Below are 17,884 nucleotides of genomic sequence, written 5' to 3'. Positions count from 1 at the left end.
TGGGGTGAGCCACCGCACCGCGGGCGGCGCCGGGCGGCGGGGTGCGGCCGCCGGTGACGGCCGCGGCGCCCCTCCGCCCGGTACCCCTCACCGGTCGGCTCAGCCGGTCCGCGGGGGCACCAGCACCCGTTCCGCGCCCAGCGCCCCGGCGCGGGTGTCGCCGTTCATCGCCAGTTTCCCTCCGGGCCAGCGGGCGACCAGATCGTCCTGGCGGGTGTCGCCGCCGAATGCGCCGACGGTGACCAGGCTGCCCGCGCGCCAGGCGGACTTCGGGGGCCGGAGCCGGTGCTCGGCCGTGAACCCCTTGGCGGCGAGGTCGTCATAGAAGGTGAGCTCGCCGTCGGACCACCGGACGAGCAGCGCCTGGTCGCCGGCCGTGGCACCGAAGTCCCCGGCGGCGAGGTCGACCGCGTGCGGCCAGGTCGCATTGCGCTTGGCGAGCTGCTTCTCGGCGTGCAGGCCCGTGCCGTCGACGTCGGTGTACAGGCTCATCTCACCGTCGGACCACCGCACCACGAGGTCGTCACGCCGGGTGTTGCCCCCACCGAACCGGCCGGCGGTCAGGCCGACGGCGTGCTGCCAGGTGCCGTTCGGGCCCTTGAGCTGGATCTCCTTGCCGAGCCCCTGGGTCTCGTCGACGTCCGGGTAGAGCGTCAACGCGCCATTGGCCCACCGGACGAGCAGGTCATCGGTGCCCGTACCGGTGAAGTCGCCCGCGGTGACGGCCTTCGCCTGCCGCCACCTGTCGTTCCGCTTGACCAACTGGATGTCCCGGCCGAACCCGTAGGAGCCGTTGCCGGGGAAGAGCGAGACCTCGCCGTCCGACCACCGCACCACGAGGTCGGACGTGCCCCGGCGCACCGAGGCGGTGTGGAAGTGGCCCGCGGTCACGCTCGCGGCGTGCTGCCACGTCCCGGCGTTGCCCAGAGGGTTGCCGCTGTCGGGCCCCGCTCCGCCGGCCGCCCGGCGGTAGAGCCGGAAGACATCGTCGTCGAACTGCGAGGAGTACGAGACGTCGTCGCGGTGCCCGCCGGTCTGGTAGCCGCCTATGGAGCCGACGAGATTGCCGCGGCGGCCGTCGAAGTCCTCCAGGAACGGGCCTCCGCTGACCCCCGACCGGAAGCCGGCACAGGTGATCTCCATGAAGCGGCGCTGGAACGCCCGGGTGGCGTTGGTGCACTGCAGCGGGGTCTTCCGACCGCCAGGATAGCCGGTGACCGTCACCTCGCGGCGGGCGAGCTGCGCGGTGGGGACGGCGGTGAGGGTGTTGCCGCGGCCGACGGCGTCCTCCAGCAGCTGCCCCTGGGCGTTCGGCCCGACCCGTACGAAGGCGAAGTCCACATCGTCGCTGGGCGGCGAGGACCGGTACCGGTCGTCGATCCAGACCTTGCCCGGCTCCATGGGGAACAGGCCGTAGGGGGTCTCCCCCGCCTGCCCGGCCCCCGATGCACCCGCACGGTAGCCGGGCACGAACGCCACATCGCGGTACGGCTTGTCGCTCTTCAGGCAGTGCGCCGCCGTCAGGATCAGGCTCTTGGTCGGCGAGGTGACCGCGCTGGCGGTGCAGAACTGCTGGGGCGTCGGCGACCCGTCCGCGCTCCGGAACAGGAACACCCCGACCGTGGCGACCCCCTCGTCGACCTGATGACTGGGCCGGGCCGCCGACTGCCGCCGCACGGCACCGGTCCGGCGCTGCCCGTCCTGTACGGCGTCCGCCGGCACGGCCGCACGGATCCGCTCGGGCGTCCAGTAGCGCGCGGTCTCCTTGGCCTTCTGGATCGCCGCCAGGGTGACGCCCCCGGTGGGGGCCGGGGTCCCGGACGCTTCCTGGCCGGGGCGGGCGGCGCGCGCGGTCGGCGTCATCCGGTCCATGGCGACGAACGGTGCAGCGAGGGCGAGCGCGGCACCGACGCCGATGGCGACGGCGCGCGCCCTGGGTATGCGATTCATGGACCTGTCTGGAGGGAGGGCTGCAACCGGCCGGTTGTCAGCGGACGGACCGGGGCAAGGAGGCTTTCCGCCCCGGCAGTTGACGGCACCCACGGCACCGGGCAGAGCCTGCTCACCCCGCCGACCGGAGCGCCTCGGTGATCTTACGGTGAGCCGGAGGGGCCGAGGCGGGCACGGTGGAAAGGGCTGCCGGGTAAGGGCGTTGAGGCCCTCCCGCCGCTTCCCCGCCGCTCTCCCGCCCCTCCCCGGTCCCCCGTCGTCAGCCGGCCGAGCGGGCGTGCTCCGCGAGCCGCTCGTTGATCTCCTGCTGGTGGTCAGAGAGGTAGAAGTGGCCGCCGGAGTAGACGGCGATGTCGAACGGACCGTCGGTGTGGTCCTGCCACGCCCGGGCCTCCTCGACCGTGGTGCGCGGGTCGTTGTCGCCGGTCAGTACGGTCACCGGGCAGGCGACCCTGGCCCCCGGCTCGCAGCGGTAGGTCTCAATGGCCTTGTAGTCGCTGCGGATCGCCGGAAGCACCATCCGCAGCAGGTCCGGGTCGTCCAGGACCCGCGGGTCGGTGCCGCTCAGCTTCTTCAGCTCGGCGATCAGGCCCTCGTCGCTCCGGTGGACGCTCTCCTCACGGACGAACGACGGGGCCCGGCGTCCGGAGAGGAACAGCATGGTGGGGCTGATGCCGTCCTTCTCCAGCCGCCGTGCGGTCTCGAAGGCCAACACCGCGCCCATGCTGTGCCCGAAGAAGGCGAACGGCAGGTCGGTCCACGGACGTAGGGCCTCGGCCAGTCGGTCGGCCAGGCCGGTCACCGTGCCGATCGGCTCTTCGTTCTGGCGGTCCTGCCGGCCCGGGTACTGCATCGCGAGCACCTCAGCGGTGCCGGCGAGAGCGGTGGAGACCGGGAAGTAGAAGCTGGCGGAGCCGCCGGCGTGGGGGAAGCACACCAGCCGGAAGCGGGGTGCGGGCGCCGGGTGAAAGCGCCGTATCCACTGGTTGGTTGCAGCGGGGCTCTGGGTCACGAACGTCGGTCCCTTTCTCGGCCCGCCCGTGACTGCCGCCGGGCCGGGCACGGCTGAGCGCGGGGCCCAGATGCATCAGACATCTGCGGCCCCCGCGACATGAAGAGCGCCGGAACGCGGGGTCCCGGCGAGATGGCCGGTGGGGTCGGTCAGGCCTCGACCCATCCGTGCCGACGCGCGATCTCGACGATGCTCGTACGGATCCGCTGGATCTGCCCGGCCGTCAGGGTCTGATCGGCCGCGACGAGGGTCTCGAGCAGCTCGGTCCGGAGATCGGCGACGGTCAGCACATCGCACATCTCGTCGTCCGCCCGGCTCTCCTGCGACAGCGTGCGCAGCCCTCCCGGCGCCAGCGAGTTGCGCGCCAACTGCCGCCCGGTCGGCTTGTGAACGAGACGGATCTGCGAGGCCTTCGGCCCCTTCTCGCCCTCCTCCAAGAAGAACTCGACCTCAAGACCTGCTTGGTAGAAGGACTTCTCATCGAGCAGGTCGTTCGCATGCATGAAAACGTCCTCGTCACCCGTGTCAGGGGCGATGAAGCCATAACCACGAATCTCGTCGAACCGCAGGATCTTCCCCGTCGTCAACACAACAGCCACGCTTTCTCGCACGTACCGCTACCGCAGAGTACGGACGCCCCAGTGGCGCCTGCACCCAACGTACCTACATTCGCCAGGGTGTACGAGCCCCTTCTGTGGATGGCTGCGGCGGGGAGAAGGGCGCCCCCCTGACAAATGTCATGGGCGGCCAATGGGAGATCTCACTACCGGCCATGCTGCGCCCACCAGCACCATAAACACTCGTGAAGACGGCGTCGCCGACCCGGTCGCACTCGGACTGGGACTCGGTCTCGGGCTCAGGCTCGGTCCCGGACTCGGACTCGATCTCGGACTCGGTCTCGGACTCGGTCTCGGATTCCAGGGAACCGTTTCGTCCCGCGATTCGGCGCCCTTCATGGACGACCTATGGACGGCCTATGGACGGCCCGGGGACGGCTCACAACTCCCACCCTGCGCGTTACCAGTTACCCGTTCCCCCTACCCCCCCATCGAATTTCAGCGAGAGGTGCACCATGACATCCCGGGTCATCGCCGAGGACCGCCCGCACATTAAGGACCTGCAGCGGGATTTCCGCCACACCAGAATGCTCGTCGGCTGCTACGCCGGACTCAGCGTGCTCACCCTCATCGCCCTCGTGTCGCTGCGCGACCACCCCGACCTCGCAACCGACTCCGCATGGGTCCGCGTGCCCCTCGTCGTCGTCACCTCCCTGATGATGATGTCGTTCGCCGCCCGGGCGTCCCACGGCCGACGCAGGTCATTCCTCCGCCTGCGCCTGGCCTCGGGCATCATGGTCCTCGCCATCGCCGTCATCGTCGCGCTGCCCGGCGCCTTCCCCGTGTGGCTGCGCATCGAGCAGGCGGTGTGCGGGATCCTCCTGCTGGGCGTCGTGGCGCGGGTGAACGGCAGGGCGATGCGCGCGGCATTCGCCAAGTAGTGGCTGGACCGGAACGCAGCGGCTGGACCGGCGCCCTCGGTGCCGAGCCGCACGTCCGATCGCGAGGAGGGGAGCGAGCTGAGGTGTACGACGGTATGAGGCCGTCCGGCGACTGGTCGGCCGTCACTCCGGAGAGGTGGTCCCGAGGGTGGCGGCGACTCGCCCTCGCCGCCGGGATGCTCGCCTTCCCCCTGGCGACGGCAGCCGGCATGGCCGGCTACGCACACGGACCGGAGGCCGTCGCCGGCTATCTGATCGTCGCCGGTTTCTGCTGTTGCGGTGCCCTGGCCGGCGCCGCGGCCTCGCGCTGTGCCCGGACCCCGTTCTGGCTGGCGTTCGGCGCCATGACCGTGCTGTTCGTCGCCGCGCTGCCGTTCGCCCGGACGGATGCCTTCTTCCTCTGCGCGGTCATCGTCTCGCTGGCGGCGGTGTTCGTACGGCGCCATGTGGCACTGATCGTGGCGGCCTGCGCGCTCGCGAGTCTCGTCGTTCCGTGTCTGATCCGCTCGTGGCGGACCGGGCCCGGCTGGGACCAAGCGCTCGCCATCGTCTTCACCTCCCTGACCGTGTACGCGTTCTCCGAGATCGCCCGCGCCAACCGCTCCCTGGTCGAGGCGCGCGCTGAGGTCGCCCGCCTGGCCTCGGAGGCCGAACGGTCCCGCATCGCACGCGACTTGCACGATCTGCTCGGCCACTCCCTGACCGCCATCACGGTCAAGAGCGGGCTCGCCCGCCGTCTCGCCGCACACGAGTCCTCCCGCGCGCTCGCCGAGATCACCGAGGTGGAGACCCTGACCCGCCGGGCGCTGGCCGACGTACGCGCCGCGGTCTCGGGGTACCGGGACGTCACACTCGTCTCCGAGCTCGCCCGCGGCAGGGAGTTGCTCCGGGCGTCCGGGGTCACCGCCGACCTCCCCACCGCCGCCGATCTGGTCGACCCGGCCCACCAGGAGCTGTTCGGCTGGGTGGTCCGTGAGGGGCTCACCAACGTCGTCCGGCACGCCCGGGCCGCCCGGTGCACGGTCATGCTCTCCGCGTCGGCCGTGGAGATCCGCGACGACGGCGTGGGCAGCCCCGCGGCCTTCGGCAACGGCCTGTCCGGCCTGCGGGAGCGGGTCGCGTCGGCCGGCGGCCGGGTGGAGGCCGGACCGTTGGGTCCACGGGGCTGGCTCTTGCGCGTATCACTCGAAGAAACGGTGGACAACGTGACCAAGGCGACCAAGGCAACCAAGGCAACCAAGGCAACCAAGGCGGATTCTCCCTCATGACGATCCGTCTCCTCCTCGCCGACGACCAGGAGTTGATCCGTCAGGCGCTCTGCGCCCTGCTCGCCCTGGAGGAGGACTTCGAGGTCGTCGCCTCCGTGGGGCGGGGCAACGAGATCGTCGACGCGGCCCGGAAGGCCCGGCCGGATGTGGCACTGCTCGACATCGAGATGCCCGGCCTGGACGGGCTGGCGGCCGCGGCAGTGCTCGCCCAGCAGCTGCCGTCCTGCCGGGTGGTCATCCTCACCACGTTCGGCCGGGCCGGCTACCTCCGCCGGGCCATGGACGCCGGCGCCGTCGGGTTCGTGGTGAAGGACGCCCCGGTCGAGGCGCTCGCGGACGCCATCCGCCGGGTGCAGAAGGGAGAGCGCGTGGTCGATCCGGAGCTGGCCGTGGCGACCCTGGCGGCCGGCGAGTCCCCCCTCACCGCCCGGGAGCGGGATGTGCTCATCGCCGCCCGCTCGGGCGCCACGGTGGCCGACATCGCGGCCAGCCTGTACCTCTCCGAGGGAACCGTCCGCAACTACCTGTCGGCGGCCACCACCAAGACCCGGACCCGCAACCGGATGGAAGCGCTGCGCGTCGCGGACGAACGGGGCTGGCTGTAGGTCCGGCGCCGGGTGACAACTCCTCGGTGCCGGGGCGGACTTCCGTGCCGTTCGCCGAACGCCCCCGCTGGACGGCACCCGGCCCTGCGCAGCATGCTGACGCCCACCCTCAGGCACCCGTACGCCCCGCTCCCAGCAGGCCGCTCGGGCGCCCCGTCCGGTGCCGCCGCGCCCAATCGGCGCGGCGCTCCCCTACCCGAGGACCGCCAGCACCCATGCGCATCGCCCACGACATCCCCCTCGGCCCATTGACGACGCTCGGCATCGGCGGCCCGGCGGCCTGGCTCCTCGAACTCGACGAGCCCGCCGACTTCACCGACGCCGTTTCCCTGCTCGAACAGCGCACACCGAGCGCGAGCCGCGCGGTGGCCGACGGCCGCCGGACCGGCCACACCGACGCCGGGACGCCCGTCACGCTCGGCCACGGCAGCAATGTGCTGGCCGGTGATCGGGGCTGTACCGCCCCCGTGCTGCGGATGGCGACCCGGGGAGTGCGGCTGCTGGGGGCCGACGAACGCGGGCGGCGCCTGGTCGAGGTCCAGGCCGGACACCCGCTCTCCGACCTGGTCAACACCGCCCTTACCGAGGGCCTGATGGGCACGGAGATGCTCGCCGGCATCCCCGGCACGGTCGGTGCCGCGCCCGTCCAGAACGTGGGCGCGTACGGCCAGGAGATCTCCGACGTCCTCGTCGACGTCACCGCCTGGGACTGGCAGTTGCGGCGCCGGGTGCGGATTCCGGCCGAGGAGTGCGGCCTGGGCCACCGCACCAGCGTCTTCAAGGGCGCCCGGCGCTGGACGCTGCTCACCCTCGTCCTGGCCCTGCGGCCGGCCACGCTGAGCGCGCCGGTCATCTACCCCGCCGTGGCCGGGCAGCTGGACGTACCGGTCGGCAGCCGGGTGCCCCTGGCCGAGGCGGCCCAGGCCGTACGGGACGTACGGCGTGGCAAGGGCATGGTCCTCGACGAACTCAGCCGTGAGCCGCGCACCATCGGCAGCGTGTTCCTCAGCCCGGAGGTGACCGAGGCACAGGCCACCGCGCTCCGCCGGGACCGTGCGCCGGTGCACAGCTTCCCCGACGGCTCCATCCGGGTCAGCGCCAGCTGGCTGATCCGCCGGGCCGGCTTCGCGCTGGGCACCACCGTGGCCGACGGCGTCCGGATCTCCTCCCAGCACTACACCCTGGTCGCCGACGACGGCGCCACCTCGGCCGGCTTCATCGAGGCCACCACGCTCGTGCGCCAACGGGTCCTGGAACGCACCGGTGTGCTGCTCACTCCCGAAATCGACTGCATCGGCGACGGACTCACTGACGGCCGAGGCATGGCAGCCGCTCCGTGAAACCCCGGGTGTCCCCCGCGCACCACGCTCTCCTCACCTGGGCACAGGAGGGGAGACCCCGCCCATGACCTGGGTGGACGGGCTCAAGGCGGGGGACGGACCCGCCGGTCCGGCGCCCCAAGCACCGGAGGACGCGTACACCTCCGTGATGCGAGGCCCGTCCTCGGAACAGTGCGTACCGCCTGACCGAGATCCCCCCGCTGAGCGCTCCCCGCGGTCCGGGTGCCGTTATTGTGCCTGCGGTCGCCCCCGGAAGTCCGGGGCCGCTGACCGCGGCTGCCGGCCACATCGCTCCCTGCGATGATGCTCGCCACCGAAGACCGCCGGCCCAACACGTACGTAGGAGAGCGCTTTGACCCTCACCGACCCCGAGGTGCCAGCATCGTGGGCTGATGAAAGCCCCGAGGAGGCGCATCGCCAGCCGTCCCCCACGAGGCTGTCGGTCGCCGATGTGCTGACACTGGGCAACGCGGTCTGCGGATTCTCCTCCATCTACTGCATCACGACGGCCGTCCTGGTCCCCTATCTCACCGGTGGCCGGGGCGACGGATCGGTACGGCACGGCGCGGCCACCGCCGTCATGCTCATCCTGATGGCCTCGCTCTTCGACCTCTGCGACGGGCTGGTCGCGCGCAGGTTCCGCAGCTCCGGGATGGGAGCGGAGCTCGACAACCTCTCGGACCTGGTCAGCTTCGGCCTCTCACCCGCCTACTTCGTGGTGGTGTGGGGACTGGTCAACGAGGACGCGAACCTGGGCCTCGTCGTCGCGGCCGCCATCGCCGTACTGCTGGGCGGACTGCTGCGTCTCGCGCGCTTCTCGGTCACCACCATGCAGGACGGCATGTTCCAGGGCATGCCGATCCCCTTCGCCGCGCTCACCGTAGTCTCGATCGTCCTCCTCGAACTGCCCTTCACGGTCACCCTGCTCGCGGTGCTCGGTGTGGCCTGGCTCATGGTCAGCCGGGTCGAATACCCCAAGCCCACGGGCAAGATGGCGATCGCCACGATGGGCTGGGCCGCGGTGAACATCGGCTGTCTGGTCGCCTGGGCGGCCGATGCCCCCGGGGCCGAGTTCCTCCTGGTGACCGGCTGTGCACTCCAGCTCACCCTCGCGGCGGTGCTGCCCCTGTTCGCCACCGCGCGCCGCATCAACACGGCCCGCAACGCCCGCTCGGCCGGGACGCGGGCCGTCTGACCGGGACGCGGGCGGCCTAACCCGGACACAGCGGTCTGACGGGGGCACTACGAGCTTGCCGAGCACGGACTTGCCGAGCGGGGAAGGCCGCGCTGCCTACAGCATCGGCCCCGTTCGGCAGCCCGTGGCCGCGAGACGGCGGGGCACACCCGGCACTGCGCTGAGCCCGGCCAGCCCCTCCGCCCCTCCGCCCGGCCGCCCGGCCGACGCGGCTCACAGGCCGTGGGCGTCCAGCATCGCCATCAGGTTCCGCTTGCGCCGCTGGTCGGCCCGCAGCGCGGTCACGTACTCCGCGAACGCCTCCTCCTCGCCCAGGCCCCGGTGGCAGTCGCGGATGCTGAGGATCAGGCTGGTCAGCCGCTCGTAGACCGGAGCACCGGTCCGGCGGGTCAAGGGCTCGACCAGTCGCAGGTAGACGTCGAGCGCGTCGCCGGGCCGCGTTGCACGGACGCGGTCGGCGAGGACGAGCCACTGGGTGTCGTCGGCGCCGCATTCGGTCGCGGCCTGCCAGGCGGCGCCGAGGGCCTCGTCGTCGAGGAGGGCGTCGACGAGGACCGGCCCCCGGTACCGGTTCCCCCCATGCGCAGCCGCCTCGGCGCGTAGCGCCGCGAGTGCGTGCTCCCGCTCCGCCGGCCAGACGTCGGCGGCACGGGCCGCCTCGCGCAGCTGCTGATAGGCGGCGAGGGTGCGATGGGCGGCGAAGTATCCGCGGCGCAGTTCCACGGCCGCAGCGAGCCGGCCGCCCCGGGCGTAGCGGGCGCAGAGGTACTCGATCAGTTCGAGGCTCCGGTCGGCGGGGCTCGGGGTTTCCGCGAGGCCGCGCTCCGCCCAACTCAGCGCCTCGTCCGGGCGGCCGGCGGCGTCCAGCTCGCGGGCGATGGCCCCATGGGTGCTGCCGTCCGGGTCGAGATCGGCCGCGTACAACGCGATCACCGCGTCCACCTCCCCCGCCACCCGGGCCAGGCGCTCCATCAGGTCCTTCTCCGCCCACCCGTGTGGCCGGTCCCGCCAGGCCGCAAGCGCCAACTCCCGTACCTTGGCGATCCCTTGGGTACCGAGCACCTCCTCGTAGTCGTGCGGCTCGATGTCGACGAGCTCTCCCAGCTCGCCGAGCGCCTGCGCGACCAGCCAGTGCGCGAGGTCGTCCGGGTCGGCAGGTGCCGCACGGCAGGCGGCGAGGTGCGCCTCGCCGAGACCGCTCACGAGGGTGCCGAGCACCCCGTCGGAGTCGTCGACCTGCCCATATGCCTCGGCGAGCTGCCGCAGCGCTTCGCGGCTCAGCCCGATCGCCTCCTCGGCACGTCCCGAGTCGGTGAGCCCGGCGATCGCCCGCACCGCCTCCTCCGCCTGTGCGCCGAAAGCGCGGGCGTCGGCATACTCGACGTGTCCGTACTGTGCGAACGGACCGATGTCGAGCAGTTCCCGGACCCGGCCCCGGACTTCGGCGATGTCTCCCCGGTCGCCGACCGCACGCAGCTCCAGTCGGCGGCGCAGCTGCCCGTCCTGGGCGATCTGTTCGCGTACGACGGCAAGCAGCTCGGCGTCGTCTGAGAGTGTGTCGCGAGCACGCGCCCCAGCGGCTCGCTCCGGTCACCTGTTAGCGGCCGGGACGACCTCCAGAAATCGATTCACGCTCAACACATCCCTGTACTAGTGTTGTTCGCGCTGCGCACCTTCCCGGAGGGTACGTCGGCGGTGTTCAGTGCCCGATCCCCGGCTGTGACTGACGAGTGGTTTCCACCCCGTGCTGCACGTGGTGTGAGTGCGGATGCCCGGTAGGGCGATCCCTGCCACTTCGAACTCATGCCGAGGAGTGGTTACCTATGAACCCCGTTGAGTGCAAGCCTGCACGTCGTCACTGGGTTAGCAAGATCCTGGTCGACGTCGCCATCAGTGTCATCGCCAATCTCGTGGTGACGGCCCTGACCGCGGCAGCGAGCCTGGTCTCCTGACACAGGCATGTGGCGGGCCCGGAGAGCCCGCCACTCCGCATTTTCGGCAGCGTCAGTCAGAACAGCCGCAGATCCGGCCCTGGCGTATCCGACCTGCTTCGATTCCTGCGGGATCGCTTTCCTCTACGGGGCCGGGGCAGGTGCGAAATGCGCGCCTCCTGCGGCAGGTTCTCCCAGGTGGGGCGCAATCCGTGGATCTGGAGTTCACCCACGAGCTCCTTCAAGTAGGCCCGCGTCTCCTCATCCGTGGAGTAGAGCACCGTCGCACGACTGGCCCGGGTCATCAGCACATGGTAGGCATGGCGGACGAGTCGGGAGAACTCCTCGTCATCGACACTGCTGGCTTTCACCTTCGGGTCGAACGATCCGGGTACGGCAACACGTTTTACGCCCGGCTCCAGGCTCTTGCGCTCCTTGCCTCGACGGAACACCCACCGTTCGTCGCGGCGCACCATGTCCTCACCCATGATCACGCCGCACCAGTCCCATTCGAGACCCTGCGCCGTGTAGACACAGCCGATCTGGTCAAGACCGTTCTTGTGCACCGACCAGGTCTTCGATGGTGGTGCGTCGTTCTCGCAGAAGGTGTCGCTGTCCGCGTTCCACGCTCTGTGCCAGTCACCGATGCGGACATCGAGCTCCAACCGCTTCTCCTCGCCGAGCGGCTTCGTCCAGGGCCAGCAGTAGCCCGCGACCATGCGTGCGGACGCACCGGCCAGGGCCTCGGTACGAATGATGCGTTCGAGTTCCTCCGGGGTGTCCGCTACCTCGACGTGCATCAGTCCGTCCGGTGTCCACTCCTCGGGTTCCCCGTCCGTCACTCCTAGGACGGCACGTACCCAGCGGATGTAGGCATCGCTACCACCACACCGGAACTGCTCCTGAAGGCCGTATCGCACGAGCCGGGCGTCGTGTCGCTCCGCCGCTTCCTCGATCAGGCCAACGGTGCCAACCTCATTCGGTCGCACCGACTGGCCCTCGTCCAGGAAGAACACCGTCAGACGGGACGCCTCGAGAAGCTCGTCCACCTGCGGTCGTGTGCCTTGCTGTTCGGGCTTCCAGAAGCGGCTGGTCGAGCGGTCCCGCAGGCGATGTGCTTCGTCACAGATCAGCACGTCCAGTGGTGGATCCGGCGGGGTGACGAAGCTGCTGAAGTAGGTGAAACTCTCCCTGAACTTCCGATCGCCGTAGCCGACGTGTTCCTGAATTGCGCCGTTGAAGGCCCTGCTGCCGCTGGCGTACTTGACCGTCCGGCTCTGAGCCTCCAGCTCCGCCTTAATCTGGAGGCCGATGGCGCTTTTGCCAGTGCCAGCGCCACCGGTCACCAGGAAGATCACGCGCCGCTCATCCGGAACCAGGGCGGGAAGCCGGGGGTCCGGAAGTACCTTGGAAGCCGCCTCCAAGATCTGATCGGCGACCACCTTCTGGCGCCCGCGCAGAGTGAAAACCGTGTCGTCTCCGCGGGACCAAATCATGGCATCGAGCAGGGGCGTGTTGCGCAGCCCCATGCTCCGCAGAAGTATTTCGGCCGCGGAGGCGCCACCATCATCAGCGAAGTGCTTCCGGAGGTCGGACAGCAGTTGTTCGCGTCGGTCATTCGTGTACACACGAGCGCACGCTCCGGTCGGGGCGTCTACATCGATCAGGGCCTGCACGGACGCCTCGGTGGCGTTGTGCAGGTAGGCGAAGCCGCCGCATTCAAAGGTGAGCCCGTTCAGCGGCCCGCTGGCGCTCGTAAAAGCCTCATAGTATTCACGAAGTTGAACAGCAGGATGCTTCTTTCTGCCCATCCCTGGCACGTGCACCAGCTCCGTGGTGACTTGTTCCACTCTGGTCACCATCGACCAACGCTTCAACTCGACGAGTTGAACCGATAGGTGACCCTGCGGATGGCGGCCCACGAGAACGACATCGATGAGTCGAGGGTCACCCGGTCGATCGGTCTCATTGACCGTGGCCGCGCACTCGACGATCATCTCCACATTCCCCAGGTCGGCGGCGACCAGGTCGTTGGCGAGGCTCACCAGGCTTTCCGCCCACGCAGAGCGCTCCGTCAAAGAGGCGTCAGCCCCCCGGAAGTGTCGCCACCTGGCGGCAAGATGCGGCACCATCCGACGCCTTGCGTTCAGGGTAAGAAGATCCCGAGCTGCCAACTTCAGCAGGAGCATGGACAAGAGGTGATTCCCCCAAGGCACGAGTGACTCGTGCGGGTGGGGGCATGTCCTCGAAGGAAGCCCGTCGGGCCGCAACCGGTACCGCTGATCTTAGGGACACAGTTGCCTACCGAGAAACGGCACCACCGCTGTTGGCACTACTCGAAGGCAGTGTGCAAGGAGCACGCTGTGGCTCTGCTGCATTGTCAGCCCATGGTGGTTCCTGTTCCACGCGGCCATCCACCAGTTCCCGCAGCTTCTCCCGGGTCTCCAGGTCGGTCGAGTACACGATCGTGCCGATCAAGCCTCGGGTCAGCAGCACTTTGTAGGTATTGCGGATCAAACGGTCCACGTCGGCTTCCGGGGTGGACTTCTTGAAGACCGGGTCCTTGGACGCCGAACGGTCCGTGACCCAACGGTCGCCTCGCCAGACTAGATCAGGGCCGATGATGACACCAGACCAGTCGTACTCGAAGCCCTGTGCGGTGTAGACGCAGCCGATCTGGCCAAAGCCCGCAGGATCGGTGGCCCACAGGGCGGACGGGGGTGCGCCGGACACGGAACGGTCCCCTCGCAGGTTCCAAGGACGGGCCCAGTTTCCGACGACGACATCGGCCGGAAGCGGTGAGCCCGGTTTGGGTTCCGGGGACCAACGCCAGCAGTAGCCGGCGGACATGCGGGCGCTGTGGTTCTGGGCGCGACGAGCGTCAAGAAATGCTTCCATCTCCTGCGGACTGTCGGCGACCAGCAACCGCATGCGATCGTCTGGCTCCCACAGCACCGGGCCGCCAGGCTCCAGGCCTAGTAGCCGTACGACCCAGCGCAGATAGGCGTCGCTGCCGCCGCAGCGGAACTGGCCCTCCAGAGGCACGACATGGCAGCTCAACCCCTTGGCAGCCGCGGCTGCCTTGATTTCTTCCACAGTCCCCATCTCACCAGGGCGCACCACTTGGTGCTCGTCGAGGAGGAAGACGGGGACACGGGCGACATCGATCAGTTCGTCGATCTGCCGCCTACCGGTGCGGTGGGCCGCGGGCGTGTAGCGGTTGGCGGAGGTCTCGCGGATGCGGTGAGCCTCGTCGCAGATCAGGACATCAAGGCTGTTCTCCGCTGTATTCATGAAGCTGTTGAAGTACTTGAACAGCTCCTGCACCTCGCGCCTGCGGGTACCCGCAACCTTCCGCATCGTCTTGGTGAACGACTGAGAGCCAGTGGCGTGTAGCGCCGGAACACCCTGCCGGTACAGCTCACCGAGCAGGGAGAGCGCAATGACACTCTTGCCGGTACCGGGCCCTCCGGTGACAACCACGATCTCCTTGTGGTCGGGCCGCTTCGCCTTGCGCACGGCGTTGAGCACCATTCGATACGCAACCTGTTGTTCGTCAAGAAGGACGAACTGCTCGCGCTCGCGTACCTCTTGGGCAGCGACAGTCATCAATTGCTTCGACGGAACGGCCTTCCCCGCCTGCAGTTCGTCGGCGGCACGGGCGCCCGGGTGCCTGTCGCTGAGCCTGGCACGGAGGTGCTCGAGGAACTCTTCGCGTCGCTCGCCGGTGAACAGCTGACCACGGTCGTCGAGCTCTATCGCACGCAGACCGCGGACGTCGAACTCGGTGGCATTGTGGAGGAACGCCACTCCACTGACCCGGCTGGGGTGCTCAGCTACCGCGCCATTGAAGTTGACGAGGTATTCGCAGTATCGCCGTACCTGCTCTATGGGGTTGAGGACCGGATGCGCATACTGATCGATACGACAGAGAACCGGGTCGTCCTCGTCAGGCTCGGCCTGGCTCCACTGCTTCAGCTCCACTACCACGTACGACGGTTCCCCTGTCACCGGATGCACTCCGGCGAGCACGACATCGGCACGTTTACTGTTCAGCGGGAGCGCATACTCCAGCATGACCTCCACGTCCCCCAGGCCCGCTTCGTTGAGCGCGGAAGCCAGGACGGGAATGCTCTGCTCCCAGGAACGCACCTCCGAGGCGGTGGGCCGGTAGCCGTGCATGTGAACGAACTGATCGGTGGGGTGCAGGAACAGCGAACCGTCGAGTGCCATGACGGCGACCGTTTTCGCGGACGCGCGGAACAGCAAGAATTTCCCCCAGGCAGCACGAAGTGACTCGTGCGGGTGGGGGCGTATCCTTCAAAGTTCCACCGGGGTGGAGCGGAAGCCCGTCGGGCCGCGTTGACGATGCATTCGAGGGTACCTGGCAGTGCACACAGCTGTGCCGGGGGTCTCACGAGCGGGAATCTTGCGGACCGGTCGGATCCTTAAGCCAGTCGTGAAGCGCTCGTCCGCCGCAGCCATCCGCTCCCGCCGGGTACCACGGCGCCGTCGGCCGACCAAGCTCCACGCCGACAAGGGATACGACTACGATCGCCTGCGGCGATTGCTGCGACAACGCGGCACCGCCCAACCGCACCGCACCGCACCGCACCGCACCGCACGCAAGGATCTCGACTCCTCCAGCGGCTGGGGCGCCATCATTCGAGCATCGAACGGACCGTGAGGCCCGGCATGCCGAATGCCAGGCCTCCACTGTCGCTACGAACGCAAGGCGCTCCACCTCTTGGGAGTCCTTTCAGAATGCTGGGAGTCTGCGAGCGGGCACCGTGCAGTGGGCAAGCTGAACCAAGCCATCGTGTATGTCGTCGGCTGCTTCCAACGGGTGCGTAAACGATGGAGGCCATGGCGATGAGCAATGTCGATTCGGCGACCCAGCGGATGCTGCCCAGGCCAGAGCCGCGCGGCTGCCCGCGGCGGGAGATCTTCAGAGGATGTTCCGCTCGCCGAGCCGTCGGCGGTCGAGGCCGTGGTCGTATCCGCGGTCGACATACATCACGCGGGTCCTGGGGCGGGGGCGACCCCGCTTGTCCCACACCGGAGGCACTCCATCGGACAACGGCAAGAGCTGCATGACGTAGGTCGGCTCGCCAGGCTCGGCCGCAACTCCCGGCGAGTCGTCCAAGCTGCGCAGTGCTGCCGCTAGGCATGGGGCATCGTGCGCATACAGGGTGGGATATGGCCTCCCCCGAAATCGCATAGACCCCATACGTCGTGGTAGATCGACAGTTCCGTCGAGGGACCGATGAGGTCGGGAGATACGCTGAGTTCGACCAGGCCAGGTTCACGGTGGCGGCTTCCTTCAGCGTCGAGCCAAACGCCCGAACCTACCACCGTGATCTCCGACATCTCTGCTGACGGGTTGCCGACCGGTTGACACGCCCGTACGCGGCGGGAGGGTGACCGTCCCCTCGGGCAGCTTGATCCTGCCGTCGGGGAGTTTGATCGCCCCCTCTGGAACGGCAGCGCCCTTGGGTAACTGCACCGTGCCGTCCGCCAGCTTGAGGGCGCCCTCGGGCGCGTTCAGCTTCCTGGAACGCGGCCCAGACCTCGGCAATCTTGTTGTGGCGGTTGAGGTTCTCCTCAGCCAGATCGCCGTCCTCGCTCCAATCGTCCTCGGCAGCCTCCTTGGCGCGGAATTCTGCGGCGCCCCGCTTGAGTTGCTCCAGCTGGTGGACCAGCGGAGTGATCTCGCGGGCGTAGGTTCCCAGAGCCCGGGAGATGACACGCACGTCCTCGCTCAGGTCATGCGCCTTGTCCGCCACCGGCTTGGTGATACCGAACAGCTGCTCCGCTTCAGGCGCTTTGTAGAAGGCGGCCAATCCGCCGAAGGATTTTGGACAGCCGAGCCAGCGGTTTCGACCGTGGAGTCGCCACGGGACAGCGCCTTCACCTTGGTTTCGAGAAGATCGAGATCACCGGTGAAGACCGGTACCAGGGCCGGATCGACCGGCGCATCGTTCACTTCTCCTTCCCCCCGAAGTCCTTGAGAGCATCCACCCACACAGCCCGGGCGGCGTTGGCGTTCTGGGCGTTCCTGGCCGCCTCCAGATCACCCTGGACCTACTCATTGGTGGCCTTGGCAGCCCCCAGCACGGCAGCCTGGCAGCGATCGGCCATCACCGTCAGTCCGTCTTGCGACGCATCACGTACTCGGCCAGCGCCGCACCGACCAGCCCTGTCGACGTCCGCGACAACCACCATGGAGCCTTCTGCGGCACCACCGGCCCGTACGGATGTGGCGCGGGCCTGCGAACCCGGCACCGCCGCACCCCCCGCCTAGGCATGTCGCAAAGCAGAGAATTCAGCGCATCGCCCAGATCTTCGGCATGCCTGCCGACGACCTTCAGCTGGCCCTGCACTCCCTGCGGCTGAATGTCCCACGACGCCATGAACGCCCCCCTGCATTTGCATCTGTTGCACCGCCGCCGCAACCCCGCGCGGCGGCGTCCCTCAACAGCAATCCGCCGGCGCACTCGGAAGGACTGCTCGTACCGAGGCAAGGAATTTCGAGGAGCGCTGGTCGTACGCGCCCGTGAGCTGGTCGGCGGTGTGCCCGGACGGGGGTGCTGGCCTGGGTGGTGTGGTAATCATGGGCGAGGACGTGGGCGTGTACCCGGAAGCTGGACGCGAGCACCCCGGATCGCCGGAGCGCTCGGCGCCGGCCACCGCCCTGCCGACCGCGGGCTATGCGTTGCCGTGATCGCTCTTTTTGAGCAGCTGGCTCGCCGAGATCTGATAGGCCGTGGCCAGCAGTCCGGACAGGTCAGTCGAGCTGGGGTATCACGGACGGGCCTGCCGTAGCTGCCCAGTCGAACAGCAAACTCACTTCCAACGGGTCGGAAGCTTCCCGCAGACAACCTGAGTTTGCAGTGACGGATAGCCAGCTGTTCTGGCCCGTCCCTCCGTTCCTCGACGGATGAACCCATAGAGCCGGCGCGGGCGACCGGCACAGGGAAGGCAGCGAACGGCCCCGGAACGCAGAAAAGCCCCGCACCATAAGGTGCGGGGCTTTCCCACAATGATTGTTCGGCGGCGTCCTACTCTCCCACAGGGTCCCCCCT

General features: G+C 69.0%; 15 protein-coding genes and 3 pseudogenes. 8 read left to right on the top strand and 10 right to left on the bottom strand.

Annotated elements, in window-relative coordinates; all coding sequences use genetic code 11:
* Positions 1-99: 99 nt before the first annotated feature.
* The 3 genes from AB0G84_RS35205 to AB0G84_RS35195 all read right to left on the bottom strand — a co-directional run bounded on the left by AB0G84_RS35205 (position 100) and on the right by AB0G84_RS35195 (position 3,552).
* The gene (locus tag AB0G84_RS35205) at positions 100-1,950 is read right to left on the bottom strand and encodes a trypsin-like peptidase domain-containing protein (protein WP_361330433.1); all 1,851 of its coding nucleotides are present in this window, start codon (positions 1,948-1,950) and stop codon (positions 100-102) included.
* Between the two features lie 259 nt (positions 1,951-2,209).
* Complete coding sequence (locus tag AB0G84_RS35200) at positions 2,210-2,962, bottom strand: alpha/beta fold hydrolase (protein WP_361330430.1); 753 nt, start codon at positions 2,960-2,962, stop codon at positions 2,210-2,212.
* 149 nt (positions 2,963-3,111) lie between these two features.
* Complete coding sequence (locus AB0G84_RS35195; RefSeq protein ID WP_361330478.1) at positions 3,112-3,552, bottom strand: cold shock domain-containing protein; 441 nt, start codon at positions 3,550-3,552, stop codon at positions 3,112-3,114.
* 482 nt (positions 3,553-4,034) lie between these two features.
* On the opposite strand from AB0G84_RS35195, the gene AB0G84_RS35190 reads away from it, so the two are divergent.
* The 5 genes from AB0G84_RS35190 to pssA all read left to right on the top strand — a co-directional run bounded on the left by AB0G84_RS35190 (position 4,035) and on the right by pssA (position 8,868).
* Complete coding sequence (locus tag AB0G84_RS35190) at positions 4,035-4,460, top strand: hypothetical protein (protein WP_361330427.1); 426 nt, start codon at positions 4,035-4,037, stop codon at positions 4,458-4,460.
* A 95-nt stretch (positions 4,461-4,555) separates the two neighbouring features.
* On the top strand, positions 4,556-5,728 hold the full coding sequence (locus tag AB0G84_RS35185; RefSeq protein ID WP_361330424.1) for a sensor histidine kinase: 1,173 nt from the start codon (positions 4,556-4,558) through the stop codon (positions 5,726-5,728).
* Complete coding sequence (locus AB0G84_RS35180; RefSeq protein ID WP_361330421.1) at positions 5,725-6,333, top strand: response regulator transcription factor; 609 nt, start codon at positions 5,725-5,727, stop codon at positions 6,331-6,333. The genes AB0G84_RS35185 and AB0G84_RS35180 overlap by 4 nt, the downstream gene beginning before the upstream one ends.
* Before the next feature lie 215 nt (positions 6,334-6,548).
* On the top strand, positions 6,549-7,673 hold the full coding sequence (locus AB0G84_RS35175) for a UDP-N-acetylmuramate dehydrogenase (protein ID WP_361330418.1): 1,125 nt from the start codon (positions 6,549-6,551) through the stop codon (positions 7,671-7,673).
* 352 nt (positions 7,674-8,025) lie between these two features.
* Positions 8,026-8,868, top strand: coding sequence for a CDP-diacylglycerol--serine O-phosphatidyltransferase (pssA, locus tag AB0G84_RS35170; protein ID WP_361330415.1), 843 nt, complete (start codon positions 8,026-8,028; stop codon positions 8,866-8,868).
* Between the two features lie 213 nt (positions 8,869-9,081).
* Here the strand turns inward: pssA and AB0G84_RS35165 are convergent, their stop codons facing one another.
* Positions 9,082-10,203, bottom strand: a complete 1,122-nt coding sequence (locus tag AB0G84_RS35165) for a DUF6880 family protein (RefSeq protein ID WP_361330412.1) — start codon at positions 10,201-10,203, stop codon at positions 9,082-9,084.
* Positions 10,204-10,251: 48 nt separating this feature from the next.
* Between AB0G84_RS35165 and AB0G84_RS35160 the strand changes: the two genes are divergently transcribed.
* Both AB0G84_RS35160 and AB0G84_RS35155 read left to right on the top strand, forming a co-directional pair.
* Positions 10,252-10,419, top strand: coding sequence for a hypothetical protein (locus AB0G84_RS35160; protein WP_361330409.1), 168 nt, complete (start codon positions 10,252-10,254; stop codon positions 10,417-10,419).
* A 272-nt stretch (positions 10,420-10,691) separates the two neighbouring features.
* Positions 10,692-10,820, top strand: a complete 129-nt coding sequence (locus AB0G84_RS35155) for a DUF6408 family protein (protein ID WP_361330406.1) — start codon at positions 10,692-10,694, stop codon at positions 10,818-10,820.
* A 56-nt stretch (positions 10,821-10,876) separates the two neighbouring features.
* On the opposite strand, the gene AB0G84_RS35150 is transcribed toward AB0G84_RS35155, so the two are convergent.
* Both AB0G84_RS35150 and AB0G84_RS35145 read right to left on the bottom strand, forming a co-directional pair.
* Entirely contained in the window at positions 10,877-12,844 is a 1,968-nt protein-coding gene (locus tag AB0G84_RS35150) for a DUF2075 domain-containing protein (protein WP_361330403.1), read from the bottom strand.
* A gap of 256 nt (positions 12,845-13,100) precedes the next feature.
* Entirely contained in the window at positions 13,101-15,068 is a 1,968-nt protein-coding gene (locus AB0G84_RS35145; protein WP_361330400.1) for a DUF2075 domain-containing protein, read from the bottom strand.
* Between the two features lie 232 nt (positions 15,069-15,300).
* Between AB0G84_RS35145 and AB0G84_RS35140 the strand changes: the two are divergent.
* Positions 15,301-15,485, top strand: a pseudogene (locus AB0G84_RS35140) (IS5/IS1182 family transposase); the annotation flags it as partial.
* A gap of 73 nt (positions 15,486-15,558) precedes the next feature.
* On the opposite strand, the pseudogene AB0G84_RS35135 reads toward AB0G84_RS35140, so the two are convergent.
* The 4 genes and pseudogenes from AB0G84_RS35135 to AB0G84_RS35120 all read right to left on the bottom strand — a co-directional run.
* Positions 15,559-15,897, bottom strand: a pseudogene (locus AB0G84_RS35135) (IS5/IS1182 family transposase); the annotation flags it as partial.
* A 250-nt stretch (positions 15,898-16,147) separates the two neighbouring features.
* The gene (locus tag AB0G84_RS35130; RefSeq protein WP_361330397.1) at positions 16,148-16,642 is read right to left on the bottom strand and encodes a hypothetical protein; all 495 of its coding nucleotides are present in this window, start codon (positions 16,640-16,642) and stop codon (positions 16,148-16,150) included.
* 303 nt (positions 16,643-16,945) lie between these two features.
* Positions 16,946-17,212, bottom strand: a complete 267-nt coding sequence (locus AB0G84_RS35125) for a DUF6507 family protein (protein WP_361330394.1) — start codon at positions 17,210-17,212, stop codon at positions 16,946-16,948.
* Between the two features lie 88 nt (positions 17,213-17,300).
* Positions 17,301-17,594: pseudogene (locus AB0G84_RS35120) on the bottom strand (transcriptional regulator); the annotation flags it as partial.
* Between the last annotated feature and the right edge of the window lie 290 nt (positions 17,595-17,884).

The sequence above is a fragment of the Streptomyces sp. NPDC020742 genome (genome assembly GCF_040641675.1).
Lineage (GTDB): Bacteria > Actinomycetota > Actinomycetes > Streptomycetales > Streptomycetaceae > Streptomyces.
The sequence above is the reverse complement of the archived record's forward strand: the minus strand, read 5'-3'. Positions and strand labels throughout refer to the sequence as shown.

Coding starts and splice junctions, on each gene's coding strand:
- AB0G84_RS35205 (WP_361330433.1), bottom strand. CDS start 1,950: ATGAATCGCATACCCAGGGCGCGCGCCGTCGCCATCGGCGTCGGTGCC.
- AB0G84_RS35190 (WP_361330427.1), top strand. CDS start 4,035: ATGACATCCCGGGTCATCGCCGAGGACCGCCCGCACATTAAGGACCTG.
- AB0G84_RS35185 (WP_361330424.1), top strand. CDS start 4,556: ATGAGGCCGTCCGGCGACTGGTCGGCCGTCACTCCGGAGAGGTGGTCC.
- AB0G84_RS35180 (WP_361330421.1), top strand. CDS start 5,725: ATGACGATCCGTCTCCTCCTCGCCGACGACCAGGAGTTGATCCGTCAG.
- AB0G84_RS35175 (WP_361330418.1), top strand. CDS start 6,549: ATGCGCATCGCCCACGACATCCCCCTCGGCCCATTGACGACGCTCGGC.
- AB0G84_RS35155 (WP_361330406.1), top strand. CDS start 10,692: ATGAACCCCGTTGAGTGCAAGCCTGCACGTCGTCACTGGGTTAGCAAG.
- AB0G84_RS35125 (WP_361330394.1), bottom strand. CDS start 17,212: ATGGCGTCGTGGGACATTCAGCCGCAGGGAGTGCAGGGCCAGCTGAAG.